This is a genomic window from Marinoscillum sp. HNIBRBA16962 (assembly GCF_057801515.1).
The window spans coordinates 1,008,294-1,028,068 of the sequence record NZ_CM173603.1 but is presented as its reverse complement, the minus strand read 5'-3'; the positions used below and the strand labels follow the sequence as shown (position 1 = coordinate 1,028,068).

Annotated in this window: 15 protein-coding genes; 12 read left to right on the top strand and 3 right to left on the bottom strand. The window is 44.6% G+C overall.

Annotated features, from left to right (window positions below; genetic code table 11):
* The first annotated feature begins 3 nt into the window (after positions 1-3).
* Positions 4-996: a helix-turn-helix transcriptional regulator gene (locus AC3E9V_RS04195; RefSeq protein WP_488751938.1), complete on the top strand. Its 993-nt coding sequence runs from the start codon at positions 4-6 to the stop codon at positions 994-996.
* A gap of 67 nt (positions 997-1,063) precedes the next feature.
* Here AC3E9V_RS04195 and AC3E9V_RS04190 read toward each other — a convergent pair whose 3' ends face one another.
* Positions 1,064-1,360, bottom strand: a complete 297-nt coding sequence (locus AC3E9V_RS04190; RefSeq protein ID WP_488751937.1) for a hypothetical protein — start codon at positions 1,358-1,360, stop codon at positions 1,064-1,066.
* Between the two features lie 147 nt (positions 1,361-1,507).
* Between AC3E9V_RS04190 and AC3E9V_RS04185 the strand changes: the two genes are divergently transcribed.
* Both AC3E9V_RS04185 and AC3E9V_RS04180 read left to right on the top strand, forming a co-directional pair.
* The gene (locus AC3E9V_RS04185) at positions 1,508-2,128 is read left to right on the top strand and encodes a GyrI-like domain-containing protein (protein WP_488751936.1); all 621 of its coding nucleotides are present in this window, start codon (positions 1,508-1,510) and stop codon (positions 2,126-2,128) included.
* Between the two features lie 12 nt (positions 2,129-2,140).
* A complete protein-coding gene (locus tag AC3E9V_RS04180) occupies positions 2,141-2,911 on the top strand; it encodes a VOC family protein (protein ID WP_488751935.1) in 771 nt (256 codons plus the stop codon).
* A 62-nt stretch (positions 2,912-2,973) separates the two neighbouring features.
* On the opposite strand, the gene AC3E9V_RS04175 is transcribed toward AC3E9V_RS04180, so the two are convergent.
* Positions 2,974-5,124, bottom strand: a complete 2,151-nt coding sequence (locus AC3E9V_RS04175; RefSeq protein ID WP_488751934.1) for an outer membrane protein assembly factor BamB family protein — start codon at positions 5,122-5,124, stop codon at positions 2,974-2,976.
* 71 nt (positions 5,125-5,195) lie between these two features.
* On the opposite strand from AC3E9V_RS04175, the gene AC3E9V_RS04170 reads away from it, so the two are divergent.
* From AC3E9V_RS04170 to AC3E9V_RS04150, 5 genes are all read left to right on the top strand, one after another.
* The gene (locus tag AC3E9V_RS04170) at positions 5,196-5,417 is read left to right on the top strand and encodes a hypothetical protein (RefSeq protein ID WP_488751933.1); all 222 of its coding nucleotides are present in this window, start codon (positions 5,196-5,198) and stop codon (positions 5,415-5,417) included.
* Between the two features lie 101 nt (positions 5,418-5,518).
* Positions 5,519-5,977 carry a nucleoside deaminase gene (locus AC3E9V_RS04165; RefSeq protein WP_488751932.1) on the top strand — a complete coding sequence of 153 codons (459 nt, stop codon included), beginning with the start codon at positions 5,519-5,521 and terminating at the stop codon, positions 5,975-5,977.
* Positions 5,978-6,038: 61 nt separating this feature from the next.
* On the top strand, positions 6,039-6,644 hold the full coding sequence (locus tag AC3E9V_RS04160) for a superoxide dismutase (RefSeq protein WP_488751931.1): 606 nt from the start codon (positions 6,039-6,041) through the stop codon (positions 6,642-6,644).
* A gap of 100 nt (positions 6,645-6,744) precedes the next feature.
* Complete coding sequence (locus AC3E9V_RS04155) at positions 6,745-7,194, top strand: DinB family protein (RefSeq protein WP_488751930.1); 450 nt, start codon at positions 6,745-6,747, stop codon at positions 7,192-7,194.
* 3 nt (positions 7,195-7,197) lie between these two features.
* Positions 7,198-7,707: a hypothetical protein gene (locus AC3E9V_RS04150; RefSeq protein WP_488751929.1), complete on the top strand. Its 510-nt coding sequence runs from the start codon at positions 7,198-7,200 to the stop codon at positions 7,705-7,707.
* 277 nt (positions 7,708-7,984) lie between these two features.
* Here AC3E9V_RS04150 and AC3E9V_RS04145 read toward each other — a convergent pair whose 3' ends face one another.
* Complete coding sequence (locus AC3E9V_RS04145) at positions 7,985-9,148, bottom strand: ABC transporter permease (RefSeq protein ID WP_488751928.1); 1,164 nt, start codon at positions 9,146-9,148, stop codon at positions 7,985-7,987.
* Positions 9,149-9,244: 96 nt separating this feature from the next.
* Here AC3E9V_RS04145 and AC3E9V_RS04140 point away from each other — a divergent pair, with 96 nt between their 5' ends.
* The 4 genes from AC3E9V_RS04140 (at position 9,245) to AC3E9V_RS04125 (ending at position 19,616) form a co-directional block, all read left to right on the top strand.
* Positions 9,245-11,044 (top strand): histidine kinase dimerization/phosphoacceptor domain -containing protein, encoded by a 1,800-nt coding sequence (locus tag AC3E9V_RS04140; RefSeq protein ID WP_488751927.1) that lies wholly within the window; start codon positions 9,245-9,247, stop codon positions 11,042-11,044.
* Positions 11,031-11,777: a LytR/AlgR family response regulator transcription factor gene (locus AC3E9V_RS04135; RefSeq protein ID WP_488751926.1), complete on the top strand. Its 747-nt coding sequence runs from the start codon at positions 11,031-11,033 to the stop codon at positions 11,775-11,777. The genes AC3E9V_RS04140 and AC3E9V_RS04135 overlap by 14 nt, the downstream gene beginning before the upstream one ends.
* 267 nt (positions 11,778-12,044) lie before the next feature.
* On the top strand, positions 12,045-14,114 hold the full coding sequence (locus AC3E9V_RS04130; protein WP_488751925.1) for a tail fiber domain-containing protein: 2,070 nt from the start codon (positions 12,045-12,047) through the stop codon (positions 14,112-14,114).
* A gap of 45 nt (positions 14,115-14,159) precedes the next feature.
* The gene (locus AC3E9V_RS04125; protein ID WP_488751924.1) at positions 14,160-19,616 is read left to right on the top strand and encodes a BspA family leucine-rich repeat surface protein; all 5,457 of its coding nucleotides are present in this window, start codon (positions 14,160-14,162) and stop codon (positions 19,614-19,616) included.
* The last annotated feature ends 159 nt before the right edge of the window (positions 19,617-19,775 follow it).

Below are 19,775 nucleotides of genomic sequence, written 5' to 3'. Positions count from 1 at the left end.
GTAGTGAACCGAATTGATCGACTTACGGCTATTCTTATCCACCTGCAGAGCAAGCCGCACGTCCCGCTGCAGGAGCTTGAAGACCGCTTTGAGGTAAGCAGAAGGACCATTTTCAGAGATATCAGATCACTGATGGAAGCTGGTGTGCCAATCGGTGGGGATGCCGGGGAAGGCTATTTTATTGTGGACGGCTACCACCTGCCTCCGGTTGTTTTCAATAAAGAAGAAGCGGGCGCCATCCTTATCGGTGCAAAGTTGATCGAAAAAAATGCCGACTCAGAGATCAGTAAAAACTTTGAAGAAGCGCTTTATAAGATCAAAGCGGTTTTGAGGTATCGGGATAAAGAATTTCTGGATAATCTTGATAGCAGCATTTCTGTAATCGGCTCTCCAATGACCGCCCGGGTGGGATTTCCCGATTCGCATATTTCAGACATTCAGGTAGCTCTTGCTTCGCGGAAGGTGCTGAAAATAAAATACCACTCTAACTATAATGACACTACTACGGAGCGGGAAATAGAACCACTCGGCCTGGTGCACTATTCCAGCAGATGGCATGTGATCGGCTATTGCAGATTGAGAAAGGACTTTCGTGACTTTCGTACAGATCGCATAAAGCAAATTCGTATAACAGCAGAATCATATGACCCCTCCGGATACCCCAGTTACCTGGACTTTGTCCATGGCATGACCGAGGGCACGGATGCCAAAGAGGCCATCGTGGTCTTTTCGAAAAAAGTCAGCAGGTTTATCCAGGAACAGAAGTTCTACTATGGCTTTATCGAAGAGCACACCAGGAATGAAAATGAAGTAGAAATGAAATTCCTCACTCATCATTATAACTACTTTGCCAGGTGGCTGCTGATGTTTGGTGATGAGGTGTCGGTAGTGGCTCCGTCAAAGCTCCAGGGTATAGTGGCTACCCTGTCAAAAGAGCTTTTCGAACACCATCAGAAATATTTTGAACTAGTGCCTAATGGCACAAATAATCAGTAGAAACAACGAGCTGGCATGAACTATTTGCGACAAAATTTTAAATGTAGTTTAATTCTGCAACTTAACACTAATTAAGCCCTAGTTTTCGCTCGATCCGCTTGATCCTTCGATCCAGATCAGAAATATTTTCATCTTTTTTTACATCACGAACTGTGTAAGTTTCCACAAAATCCGTCCACAGACTCGTTAATTTTGAAACGGCTGAAGCATTCTTTTTTATAGCAACGGCATTCTTCTCAATAGCAGCGGCATTCTTCTCAATTTTATTCTCCAGCCTATCAAGTTTTTTATCAAGCTTTTCCATTCTTCTGTCCTGTTCATGGAAAATCCCGGCTATCTCTGCTCTGAATTCATTTTCATCCATAGTTCAAAAATAAAAATAATTATGATATGCCAGCTTTCTTACCTAACAAAACGAAATCCGGAAAAATTTTTTTAGTCTTTCAAACCAAGTGACATAGGGCTGTCACTTACTCGGTTTTCTTTGTTCTAAACAAACTTTTCAAACACCATGGAACTGACGAAAATCGATCTCGCAAAAACCGACCCGAATTATTATAAAGTGGGTAAAGCCCCGGATATCAGAGACATACCTGAATGTAACTACCTAACCATCAAGGGGCAGTCTGCGCCCGAACATGAATCTTTTCTCAATGCTATTGAAGCAATTTATGCAATCGCTTACGGCATTAAATTCATCAGTAAAGGAGAGGACCTGGACTTTACCGTGCCAAAGATGGAGTGCTTTTGGTACATAGAGGGCGGACTTGAAAAGCAACACTTATTTACACAGACACCAAGAGACCAATGGATCTGGAAAATAATGATCAGAATGCCTGAGTTCATTGACTCTTCATACCTGAAACGAGCCATTCAGAACGCTCAGGCTAAACAAAAAGGAAGTGGCTACCTGGAACAGGTTTCTTTTGAAACCATACCGGCAGGAAAATTTGCCCAAATACTCCACATTGGTTCTTACGAAGAAGAAACAGGATCACTGCACACGCTTTTCGAACACGTTTCGAAAAATGAATACCGTGTAAACGGCTACCACAGAGAGATCTACCTCAGCGATCCCAGACGGGTAGCTCCTGAAAAGCTTCGAACCATACTACGCTATTCAATCTCATAACAAAATCATGCAATGGAACTTTTCAAATTTTGGTTAGCGACCATCATTTTTATCGGTCCGCACTTCAAAGCACACTCACAAAACCAGATCTCCATGAAATCAATTGATGCAAAAGGATTAAGAACCACCATCTACAAGGTAGATGACTTGCAGGAAGCCAAATCCTGGTATGCCAAAGCTTTTGGTAAAGAGCCCTATTTTGACGAGTCTTTTTATGTTGGCTTTGATATTGGCGGATATGAGCTGGGTCTATTACCTGAGGAAACCGCTCGTCCAAAGACTACGAATGTATTATCCTACTGGGGAGTAGAGGACATTACAGATGCGTATGACAAGATGATTACAAATGGCGCCAAAGAGTTGGAAACTCCCAATGACGTTGGGGATGGAATCAAAGTAGCATTGGTCAAAGATCCGTGGGATAATGTCATCGGGTTAATCTATAATCCCTATTTTAAGCCAAATGAGGAACTGGAACAGTCTGTGGTGGAGTGGGCTCCATTCACTTTGAAAAACGGTGTTTCAGAATCTGATCTGTTAATACTTTCCAAAAAGCTTCAGGTAGAATTTTTAGTGAAGCAGGAAGGGTTTATCCGTCGCGAACTAATACGAAAAAGTGAAAATGAATGGGTAGACCTGGTATACTGGAAAAATAAAATCCTTGCAGAAAAGGCCATGAAGGCAGCTGAGCAAAATGAGGTTTGTGGAGAGTACTTTAACCTGATGGATATGGAACAGGCTACAGGCTCGCTGGAACACTTCGATGTAGTCAATATTTATTAGACCTGCTTTTGTCAAGTTGCGATTAAGCGGTAATGGAGTATAACTTGCACCTTACCCTTTCTTTATGGCAATGCGTAGGCTATATATGAATCGCCGGAGTTTGTTCCCATTTTGCCTCCTCCGCAGGCGATAACTACATATTGCCTGCCTTTTAGTTCATAGATAGCCGGTGTAGCAAATCCGGGAGCCGGAAGCTCAGTTTCCCAGAGCAGCTCTCCGGTTTGCTTATTGAAAGCACGAAACCTGCTATCCTTAGTCGCCGCTATAAACACCAACCCCCCAGCCGTCACCACCGGTCCTCCATAATTCTCTGTCCCGGTCCTAATCCCTTTTTCTTCAAACTCCGGTGTCTCACCCAGAGGTATTCTCCATGCTATCTTTCCTGTATTCAGGTTAACAGCATTGAGCGTGCCCCAGGGTGGAGCAATAGCGGGATAACCTTCCTGCGTCTGGAACTTGTGATAGCCGGTGATGGTGTAAGGTAACTGTCTCGGATTGTCAGTACTTATCTCCGGAATGTATTCTTTGTTTCTACCCTCCTCCATGTTGATTACAAAAGAAATAATTGCTTCCCGATCCTGGTCGGAGAGGTATGAAAATGCCGGCATCATACGGCGACCTGATTGGATCAGCTCATCTATTTCTTCTGCCGAATACCTGGAAGCAATGTCCAGAAGTGAAGGATAGTGATCTGTTCCTGCCTTATCTGAGCTATGACAACTCATACAATGCTGATTATACAATCTACTGCCAGCTTCATACAATGTCTCTTGCCCCATACTCCGATCTACATCAGTAATTGTAATAACCCATGGGACCTCATTGGCATTTAGATACATCAGCCCGGTAGTGGGATCAAAGGCAGGTCCACCCCATTCAGCGCCCCCATCCAGCCCTGGATAAATAATAGTTCCCTTTTTTGAAAGTGGTGTGAACATACCTTCATAGTCGTAGCTTCTATACCGGGCCAATAACTCTTGATAAGACTCTTCTCCAACCAGTGAATTCAGCTCTGTTTCGGGAAAATCCAGCCGCATGATGGGTTCCGGGAAGGTGGAAACAGGTTGTGTTTCAGAGAGTTTCTCTCCCGCCAGCCTGGTATTTGTCGGGACCTCCACCTCCTCTATCGGGTAAAGGGGCTCTCCTGTTTTTCTATTAAACAAGTAGATAAACCCCGACTTGGTGGGCTGAGCTACAGCCTCAACTTCTTCTCCATTCGTTTCAACCTCCACCAAAGCAGGCGGTGTAGGAAGGTCACGGTCCCAAATGTCATGGTGAATAAACTGAAAATGCCAGACATATTTTCCAGTCAAAGCGTCAAGGGCAATCAAACTATTAGCAAAAAGGTTATCTCCTCTCCGTGCTCCTCCATAAAAATCAAATGAAGCAGATCCGGTCGGCACGAAAACCAACCGGTTTTTCCTGTCGATGGTAAACCCGGACCATGCATTTGCTCCACCGATAAACTTCCAGGCATTCGGGTCTTCCCACGAATCGTGTCCATATTCCAGTCCATTTGGAATGGTATTAAAAGTCCAGGCCAATTCTCCTGTAATGACATTGAATGCGCGAATTGTGCCAGGAGCTGCGTCACTGTTTTCAGAAACCCTCGAACCCAAAATGATCAGGTCATGGTAGATCACTCCCGGTGAAGTGGCGGTCACAAATAAATTTTCAAATGCAGGATACAGACCGGTGTGCAAGTCCACCACTCCATTATTACCGAAAGATTGTATCAACTCTCCGGAATGTGCATCCAGAGCATGAAGATATGAACCTGCAGTGTAGAGAATTCGTGGTTGACCTTCTTCACGCCTCCAGTACGTAACTCCCCGGTTATTATTTAAGATAAAATCCGCTAAAGTCGTTGCAGCGTAGGCTTCAGGGTTAAAGTTCCAAAGCTCTTCGCCAGTTGCCGCGTCTATTGCAAAGGCATTTAATTTTGGTGAGGTCCCATATAGTACTCCATCAATTATTATGGGATTACACTGGATTTGAGAATGGTTGACCGTATCCGCATCTCCGGTATGATACTCCCATATTTTGGTTAGCTGACTTACATTAGAGGTGTCTATCTGAGAAAGGGAAGAATAGCGTATCCCATCTCCTTTCCCTCCTCCGGTTACTTGCCATGAGGTGTATGGGTGGGTCTGCTGTTTACAGGAACAGAGCATACCAAATAGCAACAGAAACAGTAATTGGTGGCGATTCATATTCTAAAGTTGAAGTAAACTAAAGATATCGACAATATTTTGTAAGTTGAAGTCAAAACAAATAACCTGACATGAAAAACGGCGGACTGATACGTGGCATTCTGTTTATTGCCATTGGAATATTCCTGATATACTGGGCGCAATCTCACTCACCCAAAGACCTTGGAAAGGTAATAGGTAGTAAGTTTACCGATTCTTACACACTTTCGGAACCCTGGTATTATGTGTGCCTTGGAGCAGGTATAGTGGTAGGTATTATCGGAGTGCTCAGGACCTTTAAGTCAATGAAATGAGCATGATGCCGGACAGGCTAATTTCTACAACATTTGAAAAACATGCTGAAAAGTGTCCCTAAGAGCCAAAGGCTAAGTGCTAAAAGCTAATTTTTAAACACATGAATGAATTGTCGGTACACAGTGATGAGCATTTCATGAAACAAGCCCTGAAGGAGGCAGAAAAAGCGCTGGAAGAAAAAGAAATTCCTGTGGGCGCTGTTGTGGTCTGCAAAAACCGGATCATTGCCCGCGCCTATAACCAGGTGGAACGGCTGAATGACGTAACTGCCCATGCTGAAATGCTTGCCATCACAGCAGCACAAAACCATCTGGGCTCCCGATACCTGGATCAGTGTGCACTTTATGTGACGCTGGAGCCATGCACTATGTGTGGCGGCGCAATGTACTGGGCGCAGCTTCAGAAAGTGGTATATGCCACCGCGGATGAAAAGCGTGGTTACCGTACTGCCAATCCAAAAATCTTACACCCTCAGACCGAAATAAAACACGGTCTGCTAGAGAAAGAATCTCAGGATTTATTAAAATCATTTTTTACACGGTTACGAAAGAACAATTAATAGTCCCGTGTGTTTTATATTCGAATTTGAAATCATTTTTTAAAACCTAAAATCATAAATCATGGCATTCGAATTACCAGATTTACCCTATGCTCATGCAGACCTTGAGCCACACATTGACAAAACCACAATGGAAATACATCATGGTAAGCACCATGCAGGATACGTTTCAAAACTAAATGGAGTCATCGAAGGAACCGACATGGCTAACCTTTCCCTGGAGGAGCTCATCAAAAAACATAGTGATAATAATGCTGTAAGAAATAACGGTGGAGGTCACTGGAACCACTCCCTCTTCTGGACAGTAATGAGCCCGGATGGCGGAGGAAACCCGAGCGGACCTGTTTTGGATGCTATTCACGAGTCGTTTGGAGACTTTGATAAATTCAAAGATGAGTTTAGTAAAGCGGCCGCTACCCGATTTGGTTCCGGCTGGGCATGGCTATGCGCACATCCCGGAGGAAAGCTTGAGATCTGCTCTACGCCGAATCAGGACAACCCGCTAATGCCGGGGACCGGATGTGATGGAACTCCAATACTGGGTCTGGATGTATGGGAGCATGCTTACTATCTGAAATATCAAAATAAGCGTCCTGAATACATCGAAGCATTCTTCAATGTGATCAACTGGGAAGAAGTGAACCGACGATACAAAGAAGCTAAATAAGCATTGATTCATATTGACCAGTACAGAGCCACCTCCTTTGGTGGCTTTTTTTATTTCTAGAAAAACAATGAAGCTTTCCTCTTTTTCGTAATTTTCTGTAATGAAGCTAAAGGAAATCATAGATCAACTCAACGAAGTGTATGACGGGAGTCCGTGGTACGGCAACTCCATCTCCACGTTCTTCAAAGGCCTGAACCAGAAAGACCTTGACAATAGTGCCAATGAGATCCATTCGATCGGGCAGATCCTTGAGCATATGATTGCCTGGCGTCAATTGGTCATTGACAAGCTACATGGAAAAGAAAAAAACCTTCAGATAAATAGTCCCGAAGACTGGAAACCTAAACATAATCAGGAAGTAAAAAAGCTTATCGAAGTATTTCAGGAAACCCAGGAGGAGCTACTCCGTATCCTCTCTTCTCAATCTGATGACCTTCTGACTGAGCAGGTTCCCGGAAAAGAAATTTCATTCAAAGAGCTGCTGGTTGGCATCATCCAGCATGACATCTACCACCTTGGTCAACTCTATCTCTTAAAGAAATCTTCCTGAAACTTGAAACTGATCACACAGGTCCTCCACAAATACCGGGATCATCTCGGGGCAGATTTTGATCGTTACCATCATCACGCTCAGCGGGTATACCAGTATGCCATCACCCTGCTGCTGATGCGAGAAAGCAAAAAAGTAGCCATTGCTGCTGCATTCCATGACCTGGATATCTGGGTAAACGATACAATGAACTACCTGCCCGGATCTGCAGGACTGGCAAGGACCTATCTGGATGAAAGTGATTTTGAGATCTTACCGGATGAAATGGATTTTATCATCCGTAACCATCACAAACTCACTAAAATAAAAGGCAATTTAGAGGCTGAGGCTTTCAGAAAAGCGGACCTGATAGACCTGACAGCCGGAAAGATCAGATTTAACCTGCCCGGAAGTATCATTTTTGAAACTGAGCAAAAGTATCCAAGGCTTCATTTTACCGGAAGGATTATGAAAAAGGGGCTGAATTATGCCCTGAAGCATCCACTCAGCCCTTTCCCCATGATCAAATGGTGAGTGCCTAATGGCACAAATATTCATAATTCCTTGAATCTGGTTATCAACCTTTTAGAGCCTATTTCAATATACGTCAAATTTTGCAATCAAATACTAGTGTTAAGTTAACGATATAATGTCTCAGCATAGTGTAGCGATACACTCTCTTTATTTCCCGCAGATTACGCTGATTTTCAATGCATCTCTGCGTTTATCTGCGACACCTGGCCGCCGTACTACTCTGGCAGGCGGGTCTGCGGGAACCTATACCGACAATTTATGCTTAACGCGGCGCTAGCTACTCATACCTTAAAGAATCCACCGGATTGTTTGCAGCGATCCTACCGGTTTGAAAAAGGACCGTAACGAGGCAAATAGAAAACAGGATGAAGCCAGCCAACAGCAATACGGCTATTTCAACTCCACGGGTGTATGAATAATTCTGCAAAAAATCCCGGATCAGGAAGTAACTCACGGGCATGCCGATCAGCACGGCAACTCCCACGAGGGTCAGAAAGCTTTTCCCATAAAGCCTTAATAGAGAAACCAGGTCTGCACCCAGTACTTTTCTCACCCCGATCTCCTTCGTCTTCTTCATTAGTGTAATCAAAACCAGACCATACAGTCCCATAACGGCCAGAATAATAGCCAGCACCGTAAAAACAGATGATAACAACCCAATCCGCTCATCTGCTTTGTACTGTTTCTCAAAATGATCCTCCAGAAAATAATAATCGAAATAATTCCCCGGATAAAATTCGGCGAACTTTGTCCGTGCCAGCTGTACTGCCCGTTCTTCCATTCCAGCATCATACTTTACCGTGATATACTGTGAGTTGTCATAAAAAGGAAGCAGCATGATGGGCTGAATGGATTTCTTCAATGACTGCTGGTGAAAATTTTCTGCCACGCCAACAATTCTGAAGAATGGCTGTCCGCGCCCTTCGATCTCTATGGTTTGTCCTATAGCCTGCCCGGGTGAATCAAAGTTGAAAAAATCAACGGCAGCCTCATTGAGGATCATCGTGTTGACTTCATCGCCGTTTGTATGATGATCGCTCCTATCAAATGACCTGCCAGCCAGCAACTGAATATCGAAATGATCGAGGAATCCATAATCAATGGCCATCCAGTTACACCCCAGATCGTTTCGCTCCGGGTCCATCGGTGAATGGATCTTAAAACCTTTCGGCAGCCGGTCGCCAAGCATATGTCGCGTAGCTGTTACAGAAACAACCCCTGATTGTGCCATCAGCTCATTTTTGAATTTCTCAAAGTCCCCAATAAAATTGGAATCAAAAGGTCGCAGGTCGGGTCCGTAAATAACCAGATTGTTGTCAATATTCATACCCAGATCCTGTGAGCGCATGTAATCAATCTGACGATACACAGCCACTGATCCGGAAATCAGGACCAGCGCAGCAACAAAAAAGGTTTCAAATTTTACGCTTTTGTTATCCACCGGCATTTAAAACCTGATCACAGAAAGTTTAGCAGATGTTTAGTGATGATTTCATGAAGATCCTTAGTAAGTTTAATTAACAAAAACCGGCCTGGTATGAAGCTTTTTTCTATCACTGCATTTCTGTTTTTTGGTTGGGCAGCCTTCCAGGCAAGCATCGATTCACTACTCCGCGAATCCGACCAGGTAAAGCAGGCTAGTGATAAAGCGGACATTTTCATTCAGCTTGCTGACGAATATCGCCAGTTAAATCCCGATTCATCCCTTTTTTTTGCACGGGAAGCCCTTGCGATTATTGAGACTGACAGCATCTCCGGACTGTTTTGCCGGGCATACAATGCGATATCAACTGCCTATAGTTTTAAAGGCTTGTATGATACCTCTATTGTTTTCCGTCTGAAAGCTATCGAATACGGGGAATTGGAAACTGATAAAAAACCACTCATACAGGCTTTTAATGGCCTGGCCATCGACTATTTCTATCAAAACGATCTGGATCAGGCAGCTAAATATTTTGAAAAAAGTTATGAACTGTCCAGACAAACGAATTACCCTATAGAGGAAGCTAATGCACTGCAAAATATAGGGCTGGTCAAGGGAATTCAGGGATCTGTGGACGAGGAAATTGCTAATTACAAGAAAGCTCGACAGGTGTTTGTTGAAGAGGGATTTTGGGAAGGTGTCGCCAACATAGACATGAATCTTGGGACGGCATTTGTCCCACTTGGAAAATATGACTCAGGACTATATTATTTTGAAAACGCCAGGAAGATCTTTGACTCATTGAATCATCAGGCAGCCCTATGCGTAATCTATACAAACCTTGCAGAAACATACTATCACCTCGGTGAGTTGGAAAGAGCTGAGGAAAATGCGCTGATCTCCGTATCCATCAGTCAGCGACTGAAGCTAAAAAATGAAGAGCGGTATATCCAGGAAATTCTTAGCAGACTATACCGAGATAAGGGAAATTACCAAAAAGCTTATGAAACCCTGCTTAGGTATCAGGCATTAAATGATACCATCTTTAATGAGGAGAAGATCGCTCAGATAGAAAAACTCAAGGTAGAGTTTGAGACCGAACAGCAGGAGAATGAAATCGCGCTTCTCAACACAGAAAATGCATTAAAAGACCAGCAGATCTCGCAGCAAAACATCATGATCACTGCCACCACGATCAGTGGAGCGCTTATTTTTATGCTGTCACTAGTACTTTACAGTCGCTACAAAATCAAAAACCGCCTCTCCCGGCAGCTGGAAGAAAAAAACGGGATCATCTCCACATCGCTTCATGAAAAAGAAACCCTGCTGAAAGAAATCCACCATCGGGTAAAAAATAACCTTCAGATCATCGAAAGCCTGCTGAACCTACAGAATGAGACACGTGGAAATAAAAAGCCCGAGGAGCTACTGAAAATAAGTCAGGACCGGATCCATGCCATTTCAGCCATTCACGAAAAGCTTTACCAGTCTGAAAGCCTCAGACAAATTGATTTTAAGAGCTATGTAGAAGACCTGACGAATCATTTTGCTCAAAGCTACAGAGAACAAGATGTGGCCTTTGATATCAAACTGGACCCACTTGAACTGGACCTGGATCAGCTGATCCCCTGCGGACTCATCATCAATGAGCTGGTGACCAACAGCCTGAAGTATGCTTTCGATGGCATGCCTTCCGGTAAAGTCCGGATCACTGGTAAAAAAAGCAACTTCAAATACCAGCTGACCATTGAGGATAATGGAAAAGGATTTGACGCTTCGGAACGATCCGGAGCCATTGGTTTGCGACTAGTCTACAGTTTAGTAGACCAACTTGAAGGTTCCATTGAAAAACTTCCCGGCGAGGGGACTAAATTTGTCATAACACTCAACTCCCTGACCAATGGATCCGCGTAAATCTGTTTTGATCGTAGAAGATGAAGCCACGATCGCTTTGGACATCCAGGTGAGAGTGGAAAAAATGGGCTTCTACGTGCCTAAGATAGTTTCAAAAGCGCATTTGGTTATCAGCTCAGTAGAAAAATACAAGCCCCATATCGTGCTGATGGACATCAACCTGAATGGTGAAGAAAATGGGATAGAGCTGGCTGAAGAGATCATTCTCAATCATGATATTCCTGTCATTTACCTGACCGCTTTTTCGGACCAAAAGACTTTTTCCAAAGCTATTCAGACCAGCCCGTTCGGTTATGTGACCAAGCCATTCAAAGACGCTGACCTGCGAAATGCAATAGAGATTGCGCTAAATCAGCACCGCATCATAAACAGAACCAAAGCAGCCAGTGAAAGGACCTATGATCTGAACCCTAACCCCGACAATCAGCGGAAGTCTATTTTCTTAAAGGATGGTTCCGGGTATTTAAATATTCACTTTGATGATATACTCTGGATCAGGGCGGATGATAATTACTGCCGTATCGTAACCCGGGAACAGGAAACCATGGTCAATATTTTGCTGGGTGACCTGGAGGCCAAACTCCCGAACTCTGATTTCATCCGCATCCATCGTTCTTACATTGTATCCTTAAACAAGGTAGATAAAGTCTCCGGTGATGTGATAACCATTGGTCAGCAAGAACTTCCACTAAGTAAATCCTACAAGAAAGCCTTAATTGAAAAAATCAGCTGACTTGGTTTTTCCGGTATTTCACTTCTTAAACCGTTGCATTCACTGATTCGATGACCTCATGCGTTGTTCAGGTCTTTAAATTGATCTGACAAAAACCTGATCACTCATGAAATGAGCATGATGCCGGGGCGCGTAGCCTCAACCCAATTATTGATCGGACCGCACGCTGACGCTGAAGCTTTAGCGTAAGAGTCCGAAGCGACCACATCAACCGCAGATGATCAAAAGTTGGGCAGCAAACCGCTTATTTCGGGAACTTCTAAACACATGAAAAAGCTAATCTTTACGTTATTCGTAAGCGTGACATTTACTATTCACGCTCAAAATGTCAGTTACCCCAGTAATGCCGGAAACGGAAATAGTGGAACACAGAATACTTCAGTTGGATGGACAGCTGGCAATAGCCTGAGTTCTTCATCCGGATTTAATGTCTTTGTAGGCTATGAGGCTGGAAAAAACCTTTCAGGGGGGAATCAAAATGTATTTATTGGCTACAATGCTGGAAATCAGAATGTAAGTGGCAGTTTTAATGCCGTAGTAGGAATGAGAGCTGGCGAGAAAAGTACAGCAAGTGATAACTCCTTTTTCGGAGCTTATGCAGGATCGCAGAATACTATCGGGACGCTCAATACCTTTCTGGGTAGAGGAGCCGGGACACAGAATACGACCGGCTCCCAAAACACCTATTCAGGCTATCAAGCAGGAGCCAGCAATCAAGTTGGTAGTGGAAATACCTTTACGGGAATCCTGTCAGGCGGTCTAGGAACTAGTGGAAACTACAACACTTTCTTTGGGGCTAATTCAGGAGAAGACAACCTGGCTAGTTACAACACTTTTATCGGGGCATCATCTGGTCGAAATAATACCGTGGGAACGAATAACGTATTCGTAGGATCATCTTCAGGCTATGCAAGCCAGGCTGGATCTGCTAACATTATCATTGGTAAGGAGGCAGGCAGGTATAGCTTCAATGCCAATAACAATATCATTTTGGGATATAGAGCTGGCTTCAAGAATGAGAGTTCGTCCTCAAATATCTTTATTGGAACGCAAGCCGGATACAACAGCAAAGAAGGCCTCAATACCTTTATTGGCTTTGAATCCGGACAGTCAAATTCAACTGGTACCGAAAATACCCTTGTAGGGTTCCAATCCGGAACCAAGGTCACAGGAGATGGAAACACAATGCTTGGTCATACTGCAGGCGTTAAAACAACCACAGGAACACAAAACACCTTTGTCGGACTTTATGCAGGTAGGGACAATACAATAGGAAGCGCTAATGTATTCATTGGTACCTGGTCAGGTATCAGCAACACCACTGCGAATGATAATACTTTTGTAGGGGGATACGCCGGAGCTTTCACTCAGAGTGGGGAGCAAAATACGTTTCTTGGGAAGAACGCCGGGTATTATAACATCAAAGGAAAACAGAATCTATATTCCGGTGCTAACTCGGGGTTTCATAATGTCTACGGAAATGAAAATGTTTACCTGGGTTTTCAGGCCGGATATAAAAGTGAAAGAGCTTCTCGAAATGTATTCATCGGATATGAGGCCGGATACAATGAAGAGGCTTCAAACAAACTTTATATCGCCAATGATCGGGAGTCGAACCTGATCTATGGTGACTTCTCAAAGAACCATGTAGCTATTGGCACCATCCCTCCTATTGCTTATCAGGATAAGTTTACGCTGTATGTGGACGGTGATGCCTATGCCACAGGTTATTGGCAGACTTCTGATGCCCGATTCAAAAAGAATAAGAAAACACTTGAGAACGCGCTTGAAAGAGTACAGCAAATAGAAGGGGTCAACTATGAATACAAAGAAGACACTCAGCTAAACCTTCCAACAGGTAAGCAAATCGGATTTCTGGCTCAGAACCTTCGGGAAGTCCTTCCAGAAGCAGTTGCAGAACATACCGATGGGATGCTCTCCGTTGACTACACCAAAGTAGTACCCCTGCTTGTAGAAGCCATAAAGGAATTGAGTGCAGAGCTAGAAGATGTAAAAACTCAGCTAGCTGATAACCTGACTGGACAGAACCTCATTGAACCGAACGAAGGGGATGAATCCGGAATACTACTTGAACAAAACTTTCCAAATCCTTCAGACAATAAGACGAGCATTGTCTACAGCCTGCCGGAAAACACAACTAGTGCCCGAATTGTCATATTCGACCTGCAAGGAAAAAAAGTAAAAGAAATCAGCAACCTCAAAACAGGCAAAAACCAGATCAACCTCTTCAAAAGCGAAGTTGGGACCGGGATATTCCACTATGCCCTGGTTATCAATGGCAAAATCAGGGCCACCAGAAAAATGCTGATTGAATAACCGCCGATCATTCACTCTAACTAATTAAAATCAAACTACAATGCCATGAGACTACTGCCTAATTATCTCTTTTCAATAGCCTTTCTTTCTGTAATATTTGGCCTCCATGCCCAAATAACCGTCACAAACACTGATGAAAATGGCGCCGGGTCATTACGACAGGCGGTCGCAGATGCCAATGCAAATACTGGTGCAGATGAAATAGTATTTGACGCCTCCCTGGATGGATCTACCATTACATTGGACAGTGCTCTTTTCCTTAGAGGAGAAACTACTATAGACGGGGACATTGATAATGACGGTACTCCGGATGTCATTTTAGAAGCCGGGGATACTGGTTACAGTGGTATTGAAATAAAAGCTGATAACTGTCTTATTGAAGGCTTAAATATCTATGGGTTCTCCAGTGCCAGTCAGGCTGCCATTCTTATAGATGGCGCAGACGGGACTACCATTCTTAGCTGCTATCTCGGTACAGACCTGACTGGAAACTCAATAGGTTCCGTCGCAGATAATCATTCAGGCATCTACATCAAGGAAGGCTCACTAAACACCCAGATAGGTGATGGTACATCCGCCGGGATGAATGTGATCGGTGGCAATACTTTCGGTATTCGCATAGCGGGATCATCAAATAACACCATCATTTCAGGCAATCGTATAGGACTTGGCGAGGACGGAGGGACAGAAATCAGCAACGTACGAGGTGTCGATATTTTCTCCAGCTCAGGTACCCAAATAGGAGTCATTGGGGAGTTAGAAAATTTCATTTCCGGAAACACCTCTGAGGGGATACGAATTAATGCCTCGCCTAATACGACTATCGTCAACAACCGCATCGGAGTAGACGAAACAAGCTCTCTTGAAAAAGGTAATGGTGCTCAGGGCATTTACTTCCTAAACGGAAGTGATGACGGACAGGTGGGCGGAACTGATCCGGATAGCAGAAATATCATTTGCGGAAATTCAGGCTCTGGTATTGACATTGATGATAGCGATAACGTCACCGTACTCAACAATTACATTGGGCTGGGTATAGATGGTACCACAGCCATAGGAAATGGAACAAGCGGCCCGGCTGGGATCAGAGTCCAGGGGACCTCTGCAAACACCCAAATCGGGGACGGAACGTCAGCCGGAAGAAACATCATTTCAGCTGGGGCAGGAGTCGGAAGCGCAGGTATACTCATCAATAGTGGCCCTACCAATGTTTATGGAAACTACATTGGCACCAATGCAGCGGGTGATGCTGCATTAGGAAATGCCAACGCGGGTATTGTTTTAGCCACCAATGGCTCAGGGCAGATCGGCGGGACAACTGCAGGTCAAGGTAACGTAATCTCAGGGAATAGTTTCGGTATAGGAGTTAGTGTTGGTGGATTTCAGATCCTCGGAAATTATATAGGAACCAATGCCGATGGAACAGCTGCTCTGGCTAACCTAAATGAAGGCATCCGGCTAAGCGTTGGCAGCTCTACTCAGATCGGTGATGGAACTCTTGCCGGAGCAAACATCATCTCAGGCAATACCACAGACGGTATCCTGATCGAAAATGCTTCTACTACCAGCAACACTATCAACTACAACCTGATCGGAGTTGGATCTGATGAAGAAACCGCCATTCCAAACGGAGCAAACGGCATCCTCATCGAGAGTGACGCTAATGGTAACACGATCTTTCAAAATCAGATTGCAAACAATGCGGAGAATGGCATTGAGCTTGGAGAGGCCTTTTCCGACGGAATTGAGCACAATACGATCACGGAAAACTCAATCCACTCCAATGGCGGAGCGGGCATCCTTATAACCAACAGTGCCCAGGAAGAAATTATTCCACCTGTGATAACGTCTACCCTCAATGGCTTAATTACCGGAACATCGGGAGCGAATGCAACCATTGAGATCTTTGCGGATGCTGAGGATGAGGGCGAACAATACCTGGCAACTACTACCGCTGATGGCTCTGGTAACTGGTCCCATCAAGTGACTATTTCTGCGATCAATTCCGGCTTATCGAATATTTCCGCCACACAAACAGATGCAAATGGGAATACCTCTGAATTTGATTCTGAAGAACTGGAGATCACTCCATTCATCACCACCTGGAAAACTGACAATACGGGAGATTCCGGAAATGATCAGATCACAATCCCTACTACAGGTACAGGATATGATTACACAGTTTACTGGGAAGATGTAAATGATCCAGGCACAAATAATGAAGGAGCAGAAATTGAATTTGATGACACCAATACCCCCCACACCATTACCTTCCCGGCTGCCGGAACTTATCGGGTTGAGATAACCGGTGATTTTCCCCGTATCTACTTCAACCACTCAGGAGATCGGGAAAAAATTCTCACAGTAGAACAATGGGGACATATTGCCTGGTCTTCTATGGTGGGCGCCTTCCACGGATGTAGCAATCTGACTGCCCCGGCCACAGATGTGCCGGATCTTTCCAGTGTGGCAAATACAGCTCGAATGTTTCAAAACGCAACTTCCTTCAATACTGATATTGGCAACTGGGATGTGAGTAATGTGACACTCATGGCCTATATGTTCGCCGGAGCTACTTCATTTAACCAGAACCTGAGCACCTGGACAGTAGATCAGGTGACAGGCATGGCCTTTATGTTCAGTAGTGCCGCAGCTTTCAACGGGGATATCAGCACCTGGAACGTGGGTAATGTGGATGATATGCGGCAGATGTTTCGGGGGGCCACTTCCTTCAACCAGAACCTGAATAGCTGGAACGTAATTAAAGTAACCAATATGTTCGCCATGTTTTACGAGGCTACCTCTTTCAACGGCGATATCAGTGGATGGAACGTTGGGGCGGTTACGGATATGCGCAATATGTTTTATAACGCATCCGTCTTTAATCAGGACATTAGCAGCTGGGACGTAAGTTCAGCAGATAAGATGACGGAGATGTTTTACAACACTCCTGCTTTCGACCAAAACCTCGGTGGTTGGGACATTAGCAACGTGACGGACATGACGACTATGTTAAGCTATAGCGGGCTATCCACATCCAACTACGACAATACCCTCATTGGATGGCAAACATTGGATGAAAATGCCGGGGAAACACAAATTCCCACAAACATAACCCTGGGTGCTCATGAGTTGACTTATTCTTGCGGAGATGCCGCAAATGCTCGTGCCCTGCTTATAGCCGAATTCGATTGGACCATATCAGGCGATGCCAGCATAGATCTGGAAGACCCGGTCCCCAATGCCGAAACGCTGGAAACGGCAACTTTTCAATGTCAGGTTAACTCCCTTTCCTTTCTGGCTCCTTATCCCACGGCTTCTGACGATTGTGACATCACTATCACAGGCACTACCGATGCAGACTTTCCCATTACCGAATCCACTACCATCACCTGGACCTACACAGACAATGCCGGACATTTCGTTACCCAGGATCAAGACATAGTCATCGATGATACTACAGGCCCAAACCCGGATACAGAGACGCTCTCAGATATAAACGGAGAATGTCAGGTTGAGCTGGCTGACCTTACGGCTCCCACCGCCACCGACAACTGTGACAATGGTACGATCACCGGTACAGTAAATGAAGAACAGTTTCCCATCACCGAATCCACTTCCATCACCTGGACCTTCACGGACTCGCAGGGGAATGCCACTGAACAAACACAGAATATTGTAATTGAAGACAGTGCCGTTCCAGTCGCAGATGTTGTCACTCTCGAAAATATCACAGCGCAATGTTCCGTAAATCTCTCGGATTTAACCATTCCAACGGCGACAGATGATTGTTCAGGTTCAGTTGAGGGTACCACTGAAACAACCTTTCCAATAACCAACTCTCAGATAATCACCTGGACGTATACCGATAATGAAGGTAACATTACAACTCAGGACCAGGAGGTTATTATTGATGATACTACGTCACCTGAAGCTGATACTGAAACCCTGGAAACTCTGACTGATGAATGCGAAGTTATGTCACTCACTGCCCCTACCGCCACTGATGAATGTGATGGACAAATCACGGGTACACACAACATCAGTTTACCAATCACAACAAGTACAACGATCACCTGGACTTTTACGGATGGATCCGGAAATGAGACCACTCAAAATCAAAATGTGGTAATTGAGGATACAACAGCGCCTGTAGCTGACCTGGAAACATTAGAAGATATAAATAGTGAATGCCCGGTAACAGAACTCACTGCTCCTACAGCCACCGATAATTGTGACGGGCAGGTCACAGGCATCCATGATGCAAGTCTTCCTATTGCGGAATCTCAAACCGTCACCTGGACATTTACCGATGAGTCAGGAAACTCCTCCTCTCAGGTTCAAACAATAACAATCGAGGATGTTTCTGAACCCATCCCGGATATAGAAACGCTGGAAAATATTACTGCAGAGTGTCAGGTCCCTGCATTAATACCCCCAACAGCCACTGACAATTGTACGGGCACAGTAACTGGTGTACACAATACAACTTTACCTGTCACAGAAAGCACTACAATCACATGGACCTATACAGATGAAGCAGGTAACGTCACTTCACAATCCCAAACAGTGACGATTGAAGACATAACCGCTCCGGTTCCGGATGTAGAAAATCTGGAAGAGCTATCAGATCAATGCCAGGTAACATCTCTGCCCGCTCCAACGGCAACTGATAACTGCTCAGGAGCAATCACTGCCACTACCGATACGGAATTTCCCATTACAACGTCACAAACAGTAGTCTGGACCTTTATTGATAATGCGGACAACATCACCACACAGTCGCAAACAGTCACCATTCTGGATACCACTGCACCGGTACCTGATGCAAATCACCCAGGCAATATCATCGCCAATTGCGAGGTAACCTCTTTAGATCCTCCTACAGCTACGGATAATTGCTCCGGTATGATCACGGGGACAACTGATACTCAATTTCCGATTATTGAAAGTATGACGATCACGTGGACCTTTTCTGACGATGCTGGCAATTCAAGCACCCAGACCCAGGATATAGTAGTAGAGGATACCATACCTCCGGTGCCAGATACTGAATTTCTGGATGAAGTAATGGCTAAGTGTGCCAGTGTAACCCTGCTTGCCCCTACGGCCACTGATAACTGCGGTGGCAGGACCATCACAGGAACCACTGACACAGAATTTCCTCTAATAAGGTCCGAAACCGTAACCTGGACCTATACGGATGAATCAGGCAATGAAGCTACTCAAACGCAGGAGGTGATCATAGACTGCAAGAATGTGCTCAGCATAGCTAATCAAAAAACTGAATGGATCATCTACCCCAATCCGGTCGAGAATGTATTCATGATTACAGGAAAGGAAGTCAGCAAAATCATCATTCGGAACGTCAGTGGTCAGTTGGTAAAACAGTTTTCCGGCTACAGAACCAGTTATGATATAAGCAGTCTGCCTCCAGGCATTTACACCGTATTGATCCAGTCATCTGCAAGCAAAACCATTCATCGATTGATAAAAAAATGAGGACATGATGAAAAAGAAGGTCCTGAATATTTCACATGCCATAATAAAAACAAGGTGGGTACGAGCCACCAAAAGATGCTGATTGAGTGATCGGCTTATAAACTAAGGCAGGGACCACTTCAGACGGAAGTGGCCCTTTTTTTATGTTCATGGGTGAAA